At 69.6% G+C, this 16,988-nt stretch carries 21 protein-coding genes and 1 tRNA gene; 6 read left to right on the top strand and 16 right to left on the bottom strand.

Annotated elements, in window-relative coordinates; all coding sequences use genetic code 11:
* Positions 1-60 precede the first annotated feature (60 nt).
* The gene (locus tag AB0H81_RS18055) at positions 61-357 is read left to right on the top strand and encodes a type II toxin-antitoxin system VapB family antitoxin (RefSeq protein WP_175604094.1); all 297 of its coding nucleotides are present in this window, start codon (positions 61-63) and stop codon (positions 355-357) included.
* Between the two features lie 29 nt (positions 358-386).
* On the opposite strand, the gene AB0H81_RS18050 is transcribed toward AB0H81_RS18055, so the two are convergent.
* From AB0H81_RS18050 to AB0H81_RS17975, 16 genes are all read right to left on the bottom strand, one after another.
* Positions 387-1,121, bottom strand: coding sequence for a FadR/GntR family transcriptional regulator (locus AB0H81_RS18050; protein ID WP_358375645.1), 735 nt, complete (start codon positions 1,119-1,121; stop codon positions 387-389).
* Positions 1,112-2,125, bottom strand: a complete 1,014-nt coding sequence (locus AB0H81_RS18045; RefSeq protein WP_358375643.1) for an aldo/keto reductase — start codon at positions 2,123-2,125, stop codon at positions 1,112-1,114. Before AB0H81_RS18045 ends, AB0H81_RS18050 begins: the two co-directional genes overlap by 10 nt.
* 46 nt (positions 2,126-2,171) lie before the next feature.
* Positions 2,172-3,284: a sugar kinase gene (locus AB0H81_RS18040; protein WP_358375642.1), complete on the bottom strand. Its 1,113-nt coding sequence runs from the start codon at positions 3,282-3,284 to the stop codon at positions 2,172-2,174.
* Positions 3,285-3,333: 49 nt separating this feature from the next.
* Positions 3,334-4,095 (bottom strand): SDR family oxidoreductase, encoded by a 762-nt coding sequence (locus AB0H81_RS18035; protein ID WP_358375641.1) that lies wholly within the window; start codon positions 4,093-4,095, stop codon positions 3,334-3,336.
* A complete protein-coding gene (locus AB0H81_RS18030) occupies positions 4,092-5,135 on the bottom strand; it encodes an alcohol dehydrogenase catalytic domain-containing protein (RefSeq protein ID WP_358375639.1) in 1,044 nt (347 codons plus the stop codon). The genes AB0H81_RS18035 and AB0H81_RS18030 overlap by 4 nt, the downstream gene beginning before the upstream one ends.
* A complete protein-coding gene (locus AB0H81_RS18025) occupies positions 5,132-5,569 on the bottom strand; it encodes an RbsD/FucU domain-containing protein (protein WP_358375637.1) in 438 nt (145 codons plus the stop codon). The genes AB0H81_RS18030 and AB0H81_RS18025 overlap by 4 nt, the downstream gene beginning before the upstream one ends.
* Positions 5,560-6,462, bottom strand: a complete 903-nt coding sequence (locus AB0H81_RS18020; protein WP_358375635.1) for an amidohydrolase family protein — start codon at positions 6,460-6,462, stop codon at positions 5,560-5,562. Before AB0H81_RS18020 ends, AB0H81_RS18025 begins: the two co-directional genes overlap by 10 nt.
* The gene (locus tag AB0H81_RS18015; RefSeq protein ID WP_358375634.1) at positions 6,455-7,780 is read right to left on the bottom strand and encodes an L-fuconate dehydratase; all 1,326 of its coding nucleotides are present in this window, start codon (positions 7,778-7,780) and stop codon (positions 6,455-6,457) included. The genes AB0H81_RS18020 and AB0H81_RS18015 overlap by 8 nt, the downstream gene beginning before the upstream one ends.
* Before the next feature lie 88 nt (positions 7,781-7,868).
* A complete protein-coding gene (locus tag AB0H81_RS18010) occupies positions 7,869-8,912 on the bottom strand; it encodes an ABC transporter permease (protein ID WP_358375632.1) in 1,044 nt (347 codons plus the stop codon).
* On the bottom strand, positions 8,905-10,350 hold the full coding sequence (locus tag AB0H81_RS18005; protein ID WP_358375630.1) for a sugar ABC transporter ATP-binding protein: 1,446 nt from the start codon (positions 10,348-10,350) through the stop codon (positions 8,905-8,907). Before AB0H81_RS18005 ends, AB0H81_RS18010 begins: the two co-directional genes overlap by 8 nt.
* A 169-nt stretch (positions 10,351-10,519) precedes the next feature.
* Positions 10,520-11,578 carry a sugar ABC transporter substrate-binding protein gene (locus tag AB0H81_RS18000; RefSeq protein WP_358375628.1) on the bottom strand — a complete coding sequence of 353 codons (1,059 nt, stop codon included), beginning with the start codon at positions 11,576-11,578 and terminating at the stop codon, positions 10,520-10,522.
* Positions 11,579-11,945: 367 nt separating this feature from the next.
* Positions 11,946-12,125 (bottom strand): hypothetical protein, encoded by a 180-nt coding sequence (locus AB0H81_RS17995; RefSeq protein WP_358375626.1) that lies wholly within the window; start codon positions 12,123-12,125, stop codon positions 11,946-11,948.
* Positions 12,126-12,214: 89 nt separating this feature from the next.
* Positions 12,215-12,301, bottom strand: a tRNA-Ser gene (locus AB0H81_RS17990).
* 10 nt (positions 12,302-12,311) lie between these two features.
* On the bottom strand, positions 12,312-12,752 hold the full coding sequence (locus tag AB0H81_RS17985; RefSeq protein WP_358375704.1) for a nucleoside deaminase: 441 nt from the start codon (positions 12,750-12,752) through the stop codon (positions 12,312-12,314).
* A 32-nt stretch (positions 12,753-12,784) separates the two neighbouring features.
* Positions 12,785-13,258 (bottom strand): tRNA adenosine deaminase-associated protein, encoded by a 474-nt coding sequence (locus AB0H81_RS17980; protein ID WP_358375624.1) that lies wholly within the window; start codon positions 13,256-13,258, stop codon positions 12,785-12,787.
* A gap of 78 nt (positions 13,259-13,336) precedes the next feature.
* Positions 13,337-13,846 (bottom strand): tRNA adenosine deaminase-associated protein, encoded by a 510-nt coding sequence (locus tag AB0H81_RS17975; RefSeq protein ID WP_358375622.1) that lies wholly within the window; start codon positions 13,844-13,846, stop codon positions 13,337-13,339.
* A gap of 142 nt (positions 13,847-13,988) precedes the next feature.
* Between AB0H81_RS17975 and upp the strand changes: the two genes are divergently transcribed.
* The 5 genes from upp to AB0H81_RS17950 all read left to right on the top strand — a co-directional run.
* On the top strand, positions 13,989-14,627 hold the full coding sequence (upp, locus tag AB0H81_RS17970; protein WP_358375620.1) for a uracil phosphoribosyltransferase: 639 nt from the start codon (positions 13,989-13,991) through the stop codon (positions 14,625-14,627).
* Between the two features lie 198 nt (positions 14,628-14,825).
* Entirely contained in the window at positions 14,826-15,071 is a 246-nt protein-coding gene (locus AB0H81_RS17965) for a hypothetical protein (RefSeq protein ID WP_358375618.1), read from the top strand.
* A 96-nt stretch (positions 15,072-15,167) separates the two neighbouring features.
* Positions 15,168-15,326: a hypothetical protein gene (locus AB0H81_RS17960; RefSeq protein WP_358375616.1), complete on the top strand. Its 159-nt coding sequence runs from the start codon at positions 15,168-15,170 to the stop codon at positions 15,324-15,326.
* Complete coding sequence (locus AB0H81_RS17955; RefSeq protein WP_175604087.1) at positions 15,323-15,853, top strand: PH domain-containing protein; 531 nt, start codon at positions 15,323-15,325, stop codon at positions 15,851-15,853. Before AB0H81_RS17960 ends, AB0H81_RS17955 begins: the two co-directional genes overlap by 4 nt.
* Before the next feature lie 96 nt (positions 15,854-15,949).
* Positions 15,950-16,988 (top strand): helix-turn-helix transcriptional regulator (locus AB0H81_RS17950; RefSeq protein ID WP_358375614.1); only part of this gene is annotated, 1,039 nt, incomplete at its 3' end.

Below are 16,988 nucleotides of genomic sequence, written 5' to 3'. Positions count from 1 at the left end.
CGGCATCGAGAATTCTCGCGAACGGCACATCGAGGCTGAATCTCTCCTAAACTCTATGGGGTGATCTTCAAGCTGGTCGGCGACGGACGCCCCTATCCCGAACACGGTCTGACCAACCGAGAGTGGGCGCAGATCCCGCCGCGTCAGGTCCGGCTCGACTCGCTGATCACCACGAAGGCGATGCTGGACCTGCACTCTCTGCTCGCCGCGGACTCCACCTTCTACGGCGACCTCTTCCCGCACGTGGTGCAGTGGCAGGGCGAGCTCTACCTGGAGGACGGCCTGCACCGGGCGCTGCGGGCCGCGCTGCACCAGCGCTCCATCCTGCACGCCAGGGTGCTGGAACTGCCCGCCTGACGCCGCTCCCGGCGGCCGCGCCGCGTCGGTCAGGTTCCGGCGCCGTGCGCCGTCGGCGCTTCGCGGGGCAGGGATTCGGTGGTGCGCAGGTATTCCCTCAATCCCCGTTCGGTGCTGTTGACGTGCAGCAGTGCAGCGGCCTGGCTGAGCGCGGCGTCACGGGTGGACAGGGCCGTGAAGATCGCCTCGTGCTCGGCGAGGGTGCGGCCGGCGGCGTCGGCGTCGACGAGGCCACGCCAGATGCGGGCGCGCAACGTACGGCCGGAGATGGCCTCCAAGAGGGTGAGCAGCGTGTCGTTGCCCGTGGCCGAGACGACGGCACGGTGGAAGGCCGCGTCGTGGGCGTTGAGCCGTTCGACGTCGTCGCGGGCCTCACGCATGGCGTCCAGGTGCTGTTTCACCTCGGCGAGTTGCTCGTCGGAGATCCGGATCGCGGCCAGCGCCGTGGCGACCGGTTCGAGGAGCCGGCGTACCTCCATCAGGTCCTGCAGGGCGGCCGAGTCGCCCTGCAGGAGCTCCACAGCCCCGCCGAGACCTTCGAAGAGCAGACTCGGCTGCAGGCTGGTCACGTACGTGCCGTCCCCCCGCCGGATCTCCAGGACTCGCGCGACGGCCAGTGCCTTGACCGCTTCCCGGGCGAGGTTGCGGGACAGGCCCAGTTGAGCGGCCAGATCCGGTTCCGGCGGGAGCTTCGAACCCGGCGGCAGGGCTCCGGTGCGGATCAGCTCACGGATCTGCTCAATGGCCTTGTCGGTCAAAGACAATGCGAACTCCTCTGGTGCCCCTTCCCGGCGGGCACGTCCGATCTGATCAATCGTCGGGCACGAAGGTCCTCCCAAAGGCCTTCGGGGATGTGCCGGCGGTGGAGTTCCGCGTTCCGCGCGACCTGCTCAGCATTCCGCATGCCCAGGGTGACGTTGATGATACGGGGATGGGTGTACGGAAAGGCAATCGCCGCTGCCGGGAGGGTCGTGCCATGCGCCGCGCACACCTCGGCGATCGCCAGGGCACGGGCGACCAGGGAAGGCGGCGCGTCCCGGTAGTCGTACTTCATGCCCGCGGCGGGCCGGTCGAGGGAGAGCAGTCCCGAGTTGAACACCCCGACCGCCACCACGTTCTTGTCCAGTTCCTGAGCAGCGGGCAGGACGTCGTCCAATGCCGACTGGTCGAGGAGCGTGTAACGGCCGGCGAGCATCACCACGTCGGCGGCGGTGTCACGCAGGAAGCGGGCGAGCATGGCTGACTGGTTCATGCCGGCGCCGATGGCGCCGATCACCCCTTGGCCGCGTAGTTCCGCCAGGACGGGCATGGCCTCCTCGGCGGCCTGCCTCCAGTGGTCGTCGGGGTCGTGCAGATAGACGACGTCCAGACGGTCGAGGCCCGTGCGCTCCAGTGTCGCCTCGATGGAGCGCAGTACCCCGTCCCGGCTGAAGTCCCACTGCCTGCGCAGGTCGTCCCGGACGGCGAAACCCTCGTCGTCGACCCCGCGCGGCCGCTCGTTGGGCACCAGCAGGCGGCCCACTTTGGAGGATATGACGTACTCGTTCCGCGGACGGTCCCGCAACGCGGCGCCCAGGCGGCGCTCGGACAGGCCCAGGCCGTAGTGGGGTGCGGTGTCGAAGTACCGGATACCTGCGTCCCAGGCCGCTTCGACCGCGGCTGCCGCGTCGAGAGCCGGTGTGACGCGGTGGAGATTGCCTATGACGGAGGCCCCGAAGCCGAGTTCGCTGAGCTCGACAGAGGTGTTCGTGATCTTCCGGTGTCGCAAGGTGTGCTCCCTGGGAGTGCGAGTCGGGCGGCCTCCGGCCGGCGCGTCAGCGTCTGACCGCGGCCGAGACGCCCGCCATGAGCGCCTCGACCTCGGGGAGCGATGCCATGGAGGCGTCACCGGGGGTGGTCATGGTGTGGGCGCCGTGGGCAGTGCCGTAGGCGAGGGCGCGCTTCAGAACGGCGGCCTCGACAGACAGTGCCGGCCCGGAGCCGGCCGGCAGGCCGCCTTCCTCCCCGCCGCCGGTCAGCAGCCCGTAGATCAGGCCGGCCGCGAAGCCGTCGCCGGAGCCGATGCGGTCCAGGACGCGCAGACCGGGCATCTCGGGGCCGGTGATGAAGCCGGTCCGCTCCGACCAGGCGGCCGAGGACCAATCGTTCGCCCCAGCGGAGGGGACCTCGCGCAGGGTCGTCGCCAGCACCTTCGCCTCGGGCACCAGGGCAGCCACGTCGGCGAGCGCCTCCGGCACCTCGTCGGCCGCGATGCGCGTCGCCCCAGGGCGCCTCCCGGCCAGGTCCAGGGCGCCCACCACGACGTCCGCGTGCCGGGCGAGCCGCAGGTCCACCTCGCGCGCCCGGTCGGCGCCGCCCCGGCCGTCCCAGAGGCTGGGCCGGTAGTTGGGGTCGTAGGAGACCGTGACGCCGTGCCGCCGGGCCGCCGTCATCGCCTCCTCGGCCACCTCCACCGTGGTGTCCGACAGGCCGGCGAAGATGCCGCCCGTGTGGAACCAGCGCGGGCCCGCCGCGAAGGCGGCGTCCCAGTCGACATCCCCCTTCCGCAGCTGTGACGCGGCCGTGTTGGCGCGGTCGCTGACGCCCAGCGCGCCCCGGACGCCGAAGCCGCGCTCGACGAAGTTCAGGCCGTTGCGGACAGCGCGGCCGATGCCGTCTCCGGGAATCCAGCGGATCAGGGCGGTGTCGACGCCGCCCTGCAGAATCAGGTCCTCGACCAGCCGCCCCACCGCGTTGTCGGCCAGGGCGGTCACGACGGCCGTGCGCAGACCGAAGCAGCGGCGCAGACTCCGGACGACGTTGTACTCGCCTCCGCCCTCCCACACCTGGAAGGAGCGGGCAGTGCGGATCCGCCCCTCGCCCGGGTCGAAACGCAGCATCACCTCGCCCAGTGCGACGACGTCGGCGCCGGGGAGGCACGTGGTCATGCCCTGCTCCTCTCCACGGCATCGGCGGTCACGGAGGCCGGCCCGGCGGTCATCGGCCCAGCCATCCGCCGTCGACGGGCAGGACGGCGCCGTGCACGTATGCGGCGGCGTCGGAGGCCAGGAACACGGTGGCGCCCGCGAGATCGTCGGCGGTGCCCCACCGCCCGGCCGGGATGCGGTCCAGGATCGCCCGGCTGCGCGCCGGATCGTCCTGAAGGGCCTGAGTGTTGTCGGTGGCGATGTAGCCGGGCGCGATGGCGTTGACGTTGACGCCGTACGGGGCCCACTCGTTGGCCAGCGCCTTGGTCAGGCCGGCGACACCGTGCTTGGCCGCGGTGTAGCCGGGCACATTGATGCCGCCCTGGAAGCTGAGCAGCGACGCCGTGAAAAGGATCTTCCCGTAGCCTCGGGACACCATGGCCGCGCCCACCGCCCTGGTCAGCATGAACTGGGCACTGAGGTTGACCTGGAGGACCAGCTCCCAGTCGGCGTCGGCGTGTTCGGCCGTCGGGGCGCGGCGGATGGTGCCCGCGTTGTTGACCAGGATGTCCACCGGTCGCTCACGTCCAGCGAGATCCGTGGCCAGGGCCCGGACGGCCTCGGTGTCGGCGAAGTCGGTGCGGATCGCCTCGAAGGTACGGCCTGCGGCGACGACGTCCTTCTCAACGGCGCTGCCGGACTCCTCCAGGTTCGCGCTGACGCCGATGACGTCGGCGCCGGCCTCGGCGAGCGCTCGGGCCATGGCCCGGCCGATGCCGCGCCGGGCGCCGGTGACAACGGCAAGTCTTCCGGTGAGGTCGAAGGCGGTCATACGGCTGCTCCCTGTGCGTCGCCGGTGCAGTCCACGAGGATCTTCATGACGTCGCCACCGGCCTCGAGCGCTTCGAACGCGGCGGGCGCCTGGGTGAGGGGTACCACCTTGCTGATCAGCCGCTCGGCGGGGAAGGCGGCGTCGGCAACCAGCGTGACCGCCTTCTCGAAGTCCGAACGGTCGTACAGCCTCGCGCCGACGAGGGTCAGTTCGCGCCAGAAGAACCGATGCAGGTCGACCTCACGAGGCCGGGGGTGGATGGCCACGAGGCACAGCCGGCCGCGTACGCCCAGCACTTGGACCGCGGTGTCCACACCGCCTGCCGCGCCGGAGACCTCGAAGGCGACATCCGCGCCTGCGTCACCGGTCCACTGCCGGACCAGCTCGGGCACGTCCTCGTCAGCCGGGTTCCAGGCGGTCAGCCCCAGCTTCTCCGCCAGGATCCGCCGGTGGCCGCTCAGTTCCACCACGCGGACTTCGGCACCGGCGGTGCGCGCGACCAGCGCGATCAGGATGCCGATGGGTCCGCCGCCCACGACGACCACCCGCTCACCGTCCCGCACTCGGGCCCGGCCGACGTCGTGCACCGCGACCGCAGTGGGTTCGACGAGCGCGGCGCGGTCCAGGGGGAGCGAGTCGGGCAGCCGTACGAGGGTGGCGGCGGGCACGATCCAGCGCTGCTGCATCGCGCCCGGGGAGTCGATGCCGATGAAATCCAGGTGCTGGCAGATGTGCCGATTGCCTGCGCGGCAGGCGGGGCAACTGTCGTCCCAGCGCAGCGGCATGACGGTGACCGCGTCGCCGGGCCGCCAGCCGTCGACGTCCGGCCCGACCCGGAGGACACGGCCGGACATCTCGTGCCCGAGGACCGCGGGTGTGCTGACCCGCGCGTCCATGTCGCCGTGGAAGATGTGCAGATCGGTGCCGCAGATGCCGACGTAGGCGGGGGCGAGCTCGACCTCACCCGGGCCGGGGGAGGCGGGTTCGACGGGTGCCGTGTCCAGGGTACGGGCAGCCGTGTAACGGACGGCGAGTGTCATCGTGTTCTCACGGTCCTTTCAGTGCGAACGCCGATGGTCAGCAGCAGGTTCGCGTAGGTACGGATGTCGGCGGTGACGATCGCCAGCGCCAGGTCGGGTGAGCGGGCGGCGTCGTAGAACTCGAAGCGGCCGAGTCTCTCCACCGGGACGGGCGCCAGCTTGCAGCGGTACTCGGTGATGGCCGGCGGCTCGGGTGCGCCCTCGGGAGGCACCATCACCTGGGCCGACTCGACGGGCAGGGCCCTCAGTAGGACGTCGAGCACGGCGGTGACGTCCAGCAGGCCGGGGGCCAGGTTGAGGTGGACCGTCCTGGCACGCTCACCGGTGGCGGTGTTGGCGGGGTAGTGGCCGTCGGCGAGCAGGACGCGGGCGCCGTGGCCGGCTCCGGCCAGGGCTTCGAGGATTCCAGGGTGCAACAGTTCGGTCAGGAGCATGGGACGGTCCTCCCGTCGGCAGCGGATGTCAGGCCGTAGAAGGCGGTCGCAGTGCCGGCGAGCACGGCGTCGGTCTCGATGGCGGAGCAGCCGCTCAGGAGGGCCTCGACGGTGGCGGCCCAGCGGTTCCAGCCCCCCGCCAGGACGCATACCGGCCAGTCGGAACCGAACATCAGCCGCTCGGGGCCGAAGGAGGAGAGCAGGACGTCCCACACCGGGCGGAGGTCGGCGATCGTCCATTTCTCGTGATCGGCTTCCGTGACCAGCCCGGACACCTTGCACCGCACCTGCGGGTGTCCGGCAAGCAACCTCACGTTCTGTTCCCAGGCGGCCAGATCATGCCGGACGATGGGGGGCTTGCCCGCGTGGTCCAGGACCAGCGGCAGGTCCGGGAGGCGTTCGGCCAGGCGGATCGCCTGGGAGAACTGGTGGCTGCGGATGAGCACGTCGTAGCCGAGTCCGCGCTCCCGCACCGCCCGCAATCCCCGCTCCACGGCGGGGCGTTGCAGCCATTCCGGGTCGGACTCGCTTTGGACGATGTGCCGCACGGCTCGCAGATACGGCCCTCCGGGCCCGGCCCGCAGTTCGTCGAGTACGTCACCGATCGCTGGAGAGGTCAGGTCCGCCCAGCCGACGACGGCGCCGATCAGCGGGTTCTCGTCAGCCAGGGCCAGCAGCTCGCGTGTCTCGGCCACGGACGTGACGCACTGGACGACCACCGTGCTCGTCAGCCGCCGGCCGGCGATGAGCCGGGTCGCGCTCGATCGCAGGTCGCCGGGGCCGAAGGTGCGGCGGATCGGCTCGTGGCCCGCCTCGTCCAGCCAGGGCTGGGGGCGGTGATCCAGGTCCCACACGTGATGGTGGGCGTCGACCAGAGGCGGGGCGTCAGACACGGGCGGTCCAGACGGGGCCGTCGGGGTAGGCGTACTCCTTGAGAGACTCCGGGTGCATCTGCGCGCTGAGTCCGGGCAGGGCCGGGGCGAGGTAGTGGCCGTCCGCGACGCGGACCGGGTCGACGAAGTGCTCGTGCAGATGGTCGACGTACTCGATGACCCGGTCCTCGACCGTTCCGGAGACGGCGACGTAGTCGAACATCGACAGGTGTTGCACCATCTCACACAGGCCCACACCGCCCGCGTGCGGGCAGACCGGCACCCCGAACTTGGCGGCGAGCAGCAGGATCGCGATGTTCTCGTTGACGCCGCCGACCCGTGCCGAGTCGATCTGCACGATGTCCACCGCACCTGCCTGGAGGAGCTGCTTGAAGACGACCCGGTTGGCGATGTGCTCACCGGTGGCGACCTTGATGGGACTGACGGCCGCGCGAATGGCGGCATGCCCGAGGATGTCGTCCGGGGAGGTGGGCTCCTCGATCCAGTACGGCCGGTAGGGGGCCAGGGCGCGCATCCAGTCGATGGCGGGCTGCACGTCCCATCTCTGGTTGGCGTCGACCGCGATGCGGATGTCCTCGCCCACCGTCTGACGAGCAGTGCGCATACGCCGTACGTCGTCCTCGAGGTCCGCGCCGACCTTCAGCTTGATCTGGGTGAAGCCGTCGGCGACGGCCTCGCGGGCGAGGCGGGCCAGCTTCTCGTCGGAGTAGCCGAGCCAGCCGGGGGTGGTGGTGTAGGCGGGGTAGCCGCGCTCCAGCAGGTCGGCGATGCGCTGCCGGCGGCCCGGTTCGGCGCGGCGCAGGATCTCAAGCGCCTCCTCTGGAGTGAGGGCATCGCTCAGCCAGCGGAAGTCGACCTGGGCGACCAGATCCTCTGGCGACATCTCGCCGAGAAACCGCCAGACGGGCTTGCCGGCCCGCTTGGCCGCGAGGTCCCAGGCGGCGTTGACCACAGCGCCGGTGGCCATGTGGATGGCGCCCTTCTCAGGGCCCAGCCAGCGTAGTTGGGGGTCGTGGACGAGGGAGCGGGAGAACTCTCCGAGGTCGGCGCAGACCTCGGCGACGGACAGTCCGACCACATGCGGGGCCAGGGCCGCGATGGCGGCGGCCTGGACATCGTTGCCACGCCCCGTGGTGAAGGCCAGGGCGTGGCCCTCCAGTCCGTCACCGGCGTCGGTGCGCAGGACGACGTAGGCGGCTGAGTAGTCGGGTTCGGGGTTCATCGCATCCGATCCGTCCAGATGCTCGGACGTCGGGAACCGGACGTCCATGACGTCGAGTGCGGTGATGCGGGCGGATGCGGACACAGCGGAGGACATGGCGGCAACTCCTGTGGCGGCAGGCGGCGATACGACCTCCTGCGACGAAACGAAATCGGGCGGCGTACGGCGGCGTGGACCGCCCGGTTCACTCCTGGACCTTGCCGCCCGTGATGCGGGAGATGGTCAGCGCGACCAGGATGATCAAGCCGTTGAGGGCGCCGATCCACTGGGCGGGGACGCCCGCGAGGGTGAGCACATTTTGGATCATGAAGAGCAGCAGGATGCCGCTGAAGGCGCCGAACATGGTGCCCTTGCCGCCGTTGAGGCTGATCCCGCCGATGACGGCGGCGGCGAACACGGTGAAGATGTAGCCGTTGCCCTGCGCGGAGGCGACGGAGGCGAGACGCCCGGAAAGCATCAGCCCGGCAAGTGCGGCCAGCAGGCTGCCCGTGACGATGACGATCCACAACACCCGGTCGGTACGGATACCGGCCGCCTTCGCCGCGTCGACGTTGCCGCCGATGGCGTACAGCGAGCGGCCGAAGCTGGTCCAGCCCAGGACGACGATCGCGACGGCGAACAGCACCAGGCAGATCCAGATGGAGGCGGGCATCCCGAACCACTGGGCGGTGCCCAGGTAGAGCATCGACTCCGGCAGTTGGAAGAAGGTCTGGCCGCCGGAGATGCCGGTGAGGACACCACGCAGGACGATCAGCATGCCGAGGGTGACGATGAAGCCGTTGAGACCGAAGCGGATGATCAGCAGGGCGTTGACCACGCCGATGAGCGCACCCACGGCCAGCGTGATGGGAATCGACCAGGCGCCGGGGAGGAGCCCGAGGCCGGGTCCGACGCCGGCCGGCACCACCAGCAGGGCGGCGACGCCGGGCGCGAGGCCCATGGTGGACTCCAGAGACAGGTCCATCTTCTTGACGATCAAGATCATCGTCTGGGCGAGGACCAGCAGGGCGATCTCGGACATGGTCTGCAGGACGTTGATCAGGTTGTCGCCCTGGAGGAAGACCGGGTTGACGATCTGGCCGACGATCGCGATCACGACGATCGCGGGGATCAGAGCGAGATCGCGCAGCCGGGCGACGGGTATCCGGCCGCCGAACAGCCCTTTCCGCCCGGGCTCGGGCTTCGTGGGCTTGGGGGCGGGCGTGTCCGCGAGGACGGTTTCAGGCATCGAGGTCCACTCCTTCCATCGCGGCCACAAGGTCGTGGTCGTGCCAGCCGCGGGCGATCTCTGAGGTCACTCGGCCCTGGAACATCACCAGGACCCGATGGCACATGCGCAGGTCGTCGAGTTCGTCGGAGGCGATGAGCACTCCAGTGCCGCCTTCCGCGGTCTCCTGGACCTTGCCGAGGAGGAACTCCTTGGAGCGCACGTCCACGCCTGCGGTCGGGTTGATCAGCACCAGCAGCCGGGGGTCGTCGGCGAGGGCACGGGCCATGACGACCTTCTGCTGGTTGCCCCCGGACAGCGCGGAGACCGACAGCTCGGGGCCTGAGGTCTTGATCGCCAGTTTCTCGATCATGCCCTCGGCGAGCTGGTCCCGGCGGTGGCGACTCAAGAACCCGCCTCGGCCGAGCCGTTTGGGCACGGACAGCGTGGCGTTGTCCGCGATCGACATGTCGGGTACGAACCCCTGGTGGTGCCGGTCCTGCGGGACGAACCCGGCGCCGGCGGCGAGCGCGGCGGGCACGCTGCCCGGCTGGGGCTGCCGGCCTGCGATCTCGACCTCGCCGCCGTCGGCGACCCGCAGCCCTACGACAGTCTCGGCGACCTCGATGCGACCGCTGCCGGCGGCCCCCGCCAGGCCGACGATCTCGCCGGCGCCCACCTTGAAGGTGACGTCCTCGTAGGCGTGGCCGGTGAGGCCCCGGACGCTCAGCGCCGACGTCGCGCCGACCTCGAGGGCGCTCGCCCGTTCCTCGCGCCTGCCGGCCGCCGCCTCGCCGGTCATGGCGGCGATGAGCTCGGTGCGGGGAAGTTCGGCGACCGGCGCCGTCAGTATGTGCTGGGCGTCTCGGAACACCGTCACCATGTCGCAGATCTCGTAGATCTCCTTGAGGTGGTGGCTGATGAACAGGAAGGTCACGCCCTGGCGCTGCAGGGTGCGTATCCTCTCGAAGAGCCGGTTGATCGCCGCGCCGTCGAGTTGCGCGGTCGGTTCGTCGAGGATGATGAACCGGGCTCCGAAGGACAGCGCGCGGGCGATCTCGACGAACTGCCGCTGTTCCACGCTGAGATCGCCGGCCGGAGCCTGCGGATCCACGTCCACCGACCAGGTCGACAGCAGTTCCTGCGCCCGGCTGCGCACACCCTGCCAGCTGATCAGCCCGCTCCGTGCGTGCTCATGCCGGTTCAGGAAGAGGTTCTCGGCGACGGTCAGCGTGGGGATGATCGTCGACTTCTGGTAGACACAGGCCACCCGCTGCCGCCAGGCGTCGCGGTCCGCGAGCCGGGGTGCCGGGCTGCCGCCGAAGGTGACCGTTCCCTCGTCCGGGGCCTGAAGCCCGGTGAGGACGGACACCAGAGTCGACTTGCCGGCCCCGTTGCGGCCGACCAGCGCGTGGGTCTCGTGGGGCATGATGGTGATCCGGGCGCCGTTCAGAGCCACCGTCGGACCGAATCGTTTGACAATGCCCGTCGCCTCGACGACGGGAGGGCCGGCCGGGGCTCTCCCGTCGTGCGCCGGGGCGGGCGCGGGAGTGAGGGCTCGCTCCCCGTCGCTCATCTCAACCGCCTTGTGTTCGTAAGCCGTTCTGTTTGCTGACGAGCTCCGAGACTCAGCCGAGGTTGTTGCCCCACAGGGACGTGTCGGTGCTCTTGAGGCTGGGGACACCGCCGTAGGCGGCGCCGTCGGCGGTGACGAGCGGGGCTGAGAGCTGGTCCTCCAGCAGGCCGTCCCTTACCTGGACGATGGTGCTGTCGTGGTCGGTCTTGCCCGGCTTGAACGTCTTCCCGTCCATGGCGGCCTTCAGGTAGTACAGGGCGTACTTGGCGTAAAGGTCGGCCGGCTGGGAGACGGTGGCGTCGATCTTGCCTTCGGCGATGGACTTGAGCTCTTCGGGGATGCCGTCGTTCGAGACGACGAACACGTGCTTGTCGTCCTCGGGACCGACCAATAGGCCCTTCTGCTTGAGCACTTGGAGCGTGCCAGACAGGGCGAAGCTGGACTGCATGTAGATGCCCTTGATGTCCGGGTGGGCGGTCAGGTCGGTCTGGAGCTTCTGCGCGGCGACGGCGCCGTCCCAGTTGGTGGCCTCTCCGAACACCGTGATGTTCGGGTAGTTCTTCTTCATGCAGTCGTTGAACGCCTCGGTGCGGTCACGGCCGTTGATGGAGGCGAGGTCGCCTTGCAGCATGACGACCTTGCCCTTGCCCGCCAGCTTGGTGCCCAGGTACTGGCATGCCTTCTCGCCGTAGGCGCGATTGTCGGCGCGGACGACCATGTAGACGTTGCCGCTGTCGGGGCGGGTGTCGACGGTGACGACCGAGATCTTCTTCGCCTCCAGTTGCGCGAGGGTCGGGGCGATGGCGGCGGTGTCCTGCGGAGCCATCGCCAAGCCCTTCACCCCCTGGCTGATGAACGTCTGCGCGTTGGCGGTCAGCTTGGCGACGTCGTTCTGCGAGTTGGTGGTCTTGAGCGAGAGGCCAAGCTCCTTGGCGTACTTGGGCGTGTACTTGATGTACGAGTTCCAGAAGTCGGTGTCGGAGCGTGGGTAGTCCACCCCGACCAGTGGCGTGTCACTCGACGTGGCCGTGGTGCCGGAGCTGCAGGCGCTGAGCAACACCAGCGCGGACAGGGCGGAGGCGGTGGAGTACAGGGGGGTCGTGAGTCTCATCGGCACTTCCTCGCGCTGATCCCGAAGCGGGGGATGTTTCATGTCGGTGGCGTCCGTGTGTCACCGACACGAAGAGATGGGATGTATTTAAGGCCGAATCTGGAGCACTGTCTACCCCTAAGGGCGTTTTACTGCGGCTCTCCCGAGAAATCTCCCACCTGGATGCCACCGGCAGCGAGTGAGAGAGGTAGATCCATCCCATCAATCCAGTTAACGTGTCCGTGGGCGATCCGGCCGTGCCGGCTGGCAGAGGCATGCCATGTCCACCGGCTGGGCGTGGAGCAGGCGGCCGACGACGCGCGACCGGAGCGGCGCCCCGTCCTTGGGGTGGAGCTCCTGCAGGGGTCCGCGCCGCCCGTCTGCGGACTCATCCCGCGGCGTGGATGACCGCCCGCACGGTGCCGGACCGCGCGGGCCGGGCGAAGACCGCGCCGGCGGCGGCCGGGTCAGTGATGTCGCACACCAGCGCGCCGGCTTCGACGTCCAGGGCGGACGACCCGGCGACAGCCGCGTCGGGGTGGCCTTGGCCGACGTCGAGGCTGATCACACGGTGGTCCACCCCTGAAATGCCCCCATGGTCGGGAAAAACGAAGGGCCTCCGACCTGTTCGCACAGGTCGGAGGCCCTTCGTGGCGGCGGTGGTGGTGGGATTTGAACCCACGGATGAGTTGCCCCATCACACGCTTTCGAGGCGTGCGCCCTCGGCCACTAGGCGACACCACCGCCGACGAGCTTACCGGATCCGGCGAGTGGCGAAGAACGTCGTGAGGACGGCGGCGCATTCGTCGGCCCTCACGCCCATGACGACCTCCGGCCGGTGGTTGAGCCGGCGGTCCCTGACGACGTCCCACAGCGAGCCCACGGCGCCGCCCTTCTCGTCGACCGCCCCGTACACGATCCGGTCCACCCGGGCCAGCACCGCTGCGCCCGCGCACATCGTGCAGGGCTCCAGTGTCACCACGAGCGTGCAGCCGTCCAGCCGCCACGTGCCCCGGGTGCGAGCGGCCGCCCGCAGCGCGAGCACCTCCGCGTGCGCGGTCGGGTCGGCCGCAGACTCGCGGTCGTTCCCCGCGGCGGCCAGCACCTCGCCACCGGCGGGCCCGAGCACGACCGCCCCGACGGGCACCTCGTCGCGCGCTCCCGCGGCCACGGCCTCGGCCAGCGCCAGCCGCATCGCCTCGTCGTAGGGGGACTCGTGCGCCGGCGTCACCGCAACCGGTCGAGCTCGTCGGCGAACGACAGCCGCTCGGCGATCACGGACAGGACGTCGGCCGGCAGCACGCCCTCCTCCATGCTCAGCTCCAGCAGCTCCTCCGAGGTGAGGCCGAGGTCGGTCAGCAGGTCGAGGTCGCCCGCCGGGCGGACGCCGAGCGCGTTGCCCTCCTTGTCGGCGCTCACGCCCGCGAACTCGGCGAACAGCTCACCGAGGCTGCCCGGCGCGATCGCGTGGGCGTCGGAGAGGAACACCCGGGGCTCCTCGTCGTCGACGTAACGCACGATGGCGAACCACTCGTCCTCGACCTCGACGCAGAGCAGCGCCAGCTCGTCACCGGACAGGCTGAGCGCCTCGGTCACTGCGTCGCCGAGGTCGTCGACGATCTCGGCCTCGCTCAGGTCGACCTCGGCCCCGCTCCAGCCGTCCGGGGTCCTGACGAAAGCCGCGGCGAACGTGTTGGGCATGTGTCCAAGCTCCAGGTGTCCCAGCTCAGGTTGTCAAGGCTCAGGTTGTCAAAGCTCCGGGTGCCCAAACCCCAGGGCTCAGCCGAAGACCGATTCGATGGCGCGCTCGAACGGCTCGGAGAAGCCGAGCCGCGCGGCGATGCTGGACAGCACGTCCTCGGGCAGCAGGTCCATGTCACCCGACAGGATGCCCAGCTCCATCTCGTCCAGACCCAGATCGGCGAAGATCGACAGGTCTCCCGCGGGGAGCGCGACCTCCTCGTCCTGGAGGATCTCCTCCAGCTCGTCCTCGTCGGGGATCGGCACGTCGAGGTACTCGAGCACCTGGCGGGCCAGCGGGAAGTCCCAGGAGGCGGCGATGTCGGAGAGGAACACGTCGACGCGCTCCCCCAGGACCCGCAGCGCCACGAAGAACTCGTCACCCACCGCGACCAGGCCGACCGTGCCGCTCTCGCTCGGCTGCTGGCGCAGGGCCTTGATCAGACCGTGCAGGTCCGACGTGAGCGCCACCGGCAGCATCTCGGCGTCCCAGCATTCGTCCTCGCGATAGACCACGATGGCGAAGTCGAACGCGTCCTCGTCTGTCATCGTCCACCCCACCCGATGTGGCCCGTTCGGGCTCCCAATGGTTCCAGAGAGCACCGGCCTCCGTGTGCCGGTCCGACCAAATTGTGATCAAAACCGGGGCACGACGTGCCGGTACGTCCCACACAAGATAGCGTTATCCCTTATGGAAACCCTCGTCGTCGACCATCCGCTCGTGGCCCACAAGCTCACCACGCTGCGCGATGTCCGCACGGATTCGCCCACATTCAGAAGGCTCGCGGACGAATTGGTGACGCTGCTGGCGTACGAGGCGACCCGCGACGTCCGCGTCGCCGACGTGACGGTGCAGACCCCGGTGGCCGAGGCCCACGGGGTGCGGATGGCGCGGCCGTACCCGCTGGTGGTGCCGATCCTGCGGGCCGGGCTCGGCATGCTCGACGGCATGACCCGGCTGCTGCCCACGGCCGAGGTGGGCTTCCTCGGCATGATCCGCAACGAGTCGACCCTCCAGGCCGAGACGTACGCCACGCGGCTGCCCGACGACCTGTCCGGCCGGCAGTGCTACGTGGTGGACCCGATGCTGGCCACCGGCGGCACGCTGGCGGCGGCCGTGCAGTTCCTCTTCGACCGGGGCGCCGAGGACGTCACGGCGATCTGCCTCCTGGCGGCGCCGGAGGGGCTCGCGCACATGGACGAGTTCTTCGCCGGCTCCGGCAAGCCGATCCGGGTCGTCACCGCGGCCCTGGACGAGCGGCTGAACGAGAACGGCTACATCGTCCCGGGCCTGGGCGACGCGGGCGACCGGCTGTACGGCGTCGTCTGACCTGCCCCCGGCCCTCGCCGGGCCGTCCACCCCTTACCGTCGAGAATCGCTCGCCTGAGAAATCACCTTTCCGTCACGCCGAGTGGTTCACTCGTTACATACTGTGGTTGCATGGGTACGTAGCGAGGGGAAGGCAGACTTCCGCATGGGCGCGAGGGGGCGCGAGATGAGCGAGCTGGCGGCGGCCGGGGTGTTCTCGTGAGCGAGCACACCGAGGCGGATCCGAGTCCGTACGCGGACGTCCCGACTCCGTACGCGGACGTCGAGACCACGCTGCGTGACGAGTTCGTCGGCGTTCACTCGGCGACCACCGTAACGCGCTGCGTCGAGGCGGCGCACTACGGCGCGCTGGAAGTCACCGGCTACGCGCATCCGAGCCTTGTGGAGCGGATCGCGCGCAAGCACCTTCACGTCCTCGCGCTCGTGGCGAGCGAGCGAGGCTAGGCAAGATCTCAACTAAGCCGTGAACAGACCTTTACCCGGGCTGCCGGGTGGGTAATGTAGACGGCGGGTGCAGTGGGTAACGGTACGGAGGCCACAGTGCAGGTCAAAAAAGTCCTCTCATGGAGCGGGATCGGTTTTGCGGCGTACTACCTGTTGGCTCGGCCGAACGACGCGGCGACCGCGGTCAAAGGGACGTTCGACTCGGTGTTCAACGCAGCCGACTCTCTGGCGCAATTCGTGAACAACCTGACATGAGACTTGTGACCCACGGGGACTCCGCCCCGTCGTCGGTCAACCGTTACCTGCTCCCCGACGAACAACAGGTCATCATGGTACGGCGTCACCCGGCCGTGCTGCTCCGTCCCGTCGCCGAGGTCTTCGGCGGCCTGATCATCGCCGGACTGCTCAGCAAGTTCTTCGGCGACTCCGGCGGCGGCACGGCCCTCGTGGTCGTCTGGTGGCTCTGGCTACTGCTTCTGATCCGTTTCGTATGGAAAGTCGCGGAGTGGTCAGTCGATTACTTTGTGGTGACTTCCAAGCGGATGTTGTCGACCACGGGCCTGATCACGCGCAAGGTCGCGATGATGCCGCTGTCCAAGGTCACCGACATGAGTTTCAAGCGATCTCTCCTTGGGCGCATGCTCGGCTACGGTGAGTTCATCCTGGAATCCGCCGGTCAGGATCAGGCACTCTCGACCGTGCCGTACATTCCCTACCCCGAGACCCTGTACCTCGAGGTCTGTCAGATGCTTTTCCCCAGCAAGGACAGCGGCGACGATTAATCCTGCGGTGGGGAATTCTTCACCTGGGGATACCAGATTCGGCTACTTCATGCAATCATTGCGTGTTGTTGACCCTTCCCCGCCTTGAGAGATGAGATGCCGAGTCAGGGAACCATCGGTGACCGCGTCCGCGGACTGCGGCTGAACAGGCGGATGTCCCAGGCCCAGCTGGCCGGGCCCGACCTGTCTGACAGTTATGTCTCGCTCATCGAGTCGGGTAAGCGAACTCCGACTCCGGTGGTCGCCCGGCTCCTGGCGGAGCGGCTGGGGTGCACCACCGAGTTCCTCCTGCACGGCATCGAGCCGCGCCAGCGGATCGACACGGAGCTGGGGCTGCGCCACGCCGAGCTGGAGCTGCGCCACGGCGACCCGGTCCTGGCTGCGGAGCGCTTCACGGAGATCGTGAAGGCCGCCGACGAGGAGAACGCCATGCTCACGGCGCACGCCCGCTTCGGCCGGGCGCGCGCGCTGGAGACGCAGGGCCGCCTCGGCCAGGCCGTCGAGGCGTTCGAGCGGCTGCGCAGGGAGGCCTCGGCCCACCCGGAGCGGCTGGCCGACCTGCCGCTCGCCGTCGCGCTGAGCCGCTGCTATCAGCGCGCCGGCGACCGGCTGCGGGCCCGTGATCTCGCCGCGCACGCGCTGGAGCAGGCCGAGCGGCTGTCGCTCACGCAGGGTGAGATCGCCGTCGATCTGGCCGCCGCGATCGTCGAGGCGCGCGAGGAGATGGAGAGCGACTCCGCCGAGTTCGCCTACGTGCGCCGGGTGCTCGACGCCAACGGCGTTCCTGGCATTGTGGACCGTTCCGGTGAGATCCACGCCCTGTGGCAGGCGAGTGTCGCCTCCGCCGCGGGCGACGACTCGGCGCTGGCCGTCCGGCTGGCCGACGACGCCATCACGGCGGGCCGCCCGGCGCGGATCGCGCTGCAGCTCGCGCGGGTCGCCGTGCACTGGGCGCGGCTCTCGACGACGCCCGTCGCCGAGGCCGAGCGGCTGGTGGAGGCGGCGGCCAGGGCGTTCGCGGCGGCGCCCGGCACCGGCCGGGAGCGCGGCCGATCGCCTCCAACGGCCCGTAGTCGCTCGTGGTGTTGCTGTCAGCACCTCCGAGCGCCAGAACCGCTGGTCGCCCAGGTCGGCG

It is taken from the genome of Nonomuraea sp. NPDC050691, from assembly GCF_040654455.1.
Taxonomy (GTDB): Bacteria; Actinomycetota; Actinomycetes; order Streptosporangiales; family Streptosporangiaceae; genus Nonomuraea.
This window is presented reverse-complemented; position numbering and strand designations above follow the sequence as displayed.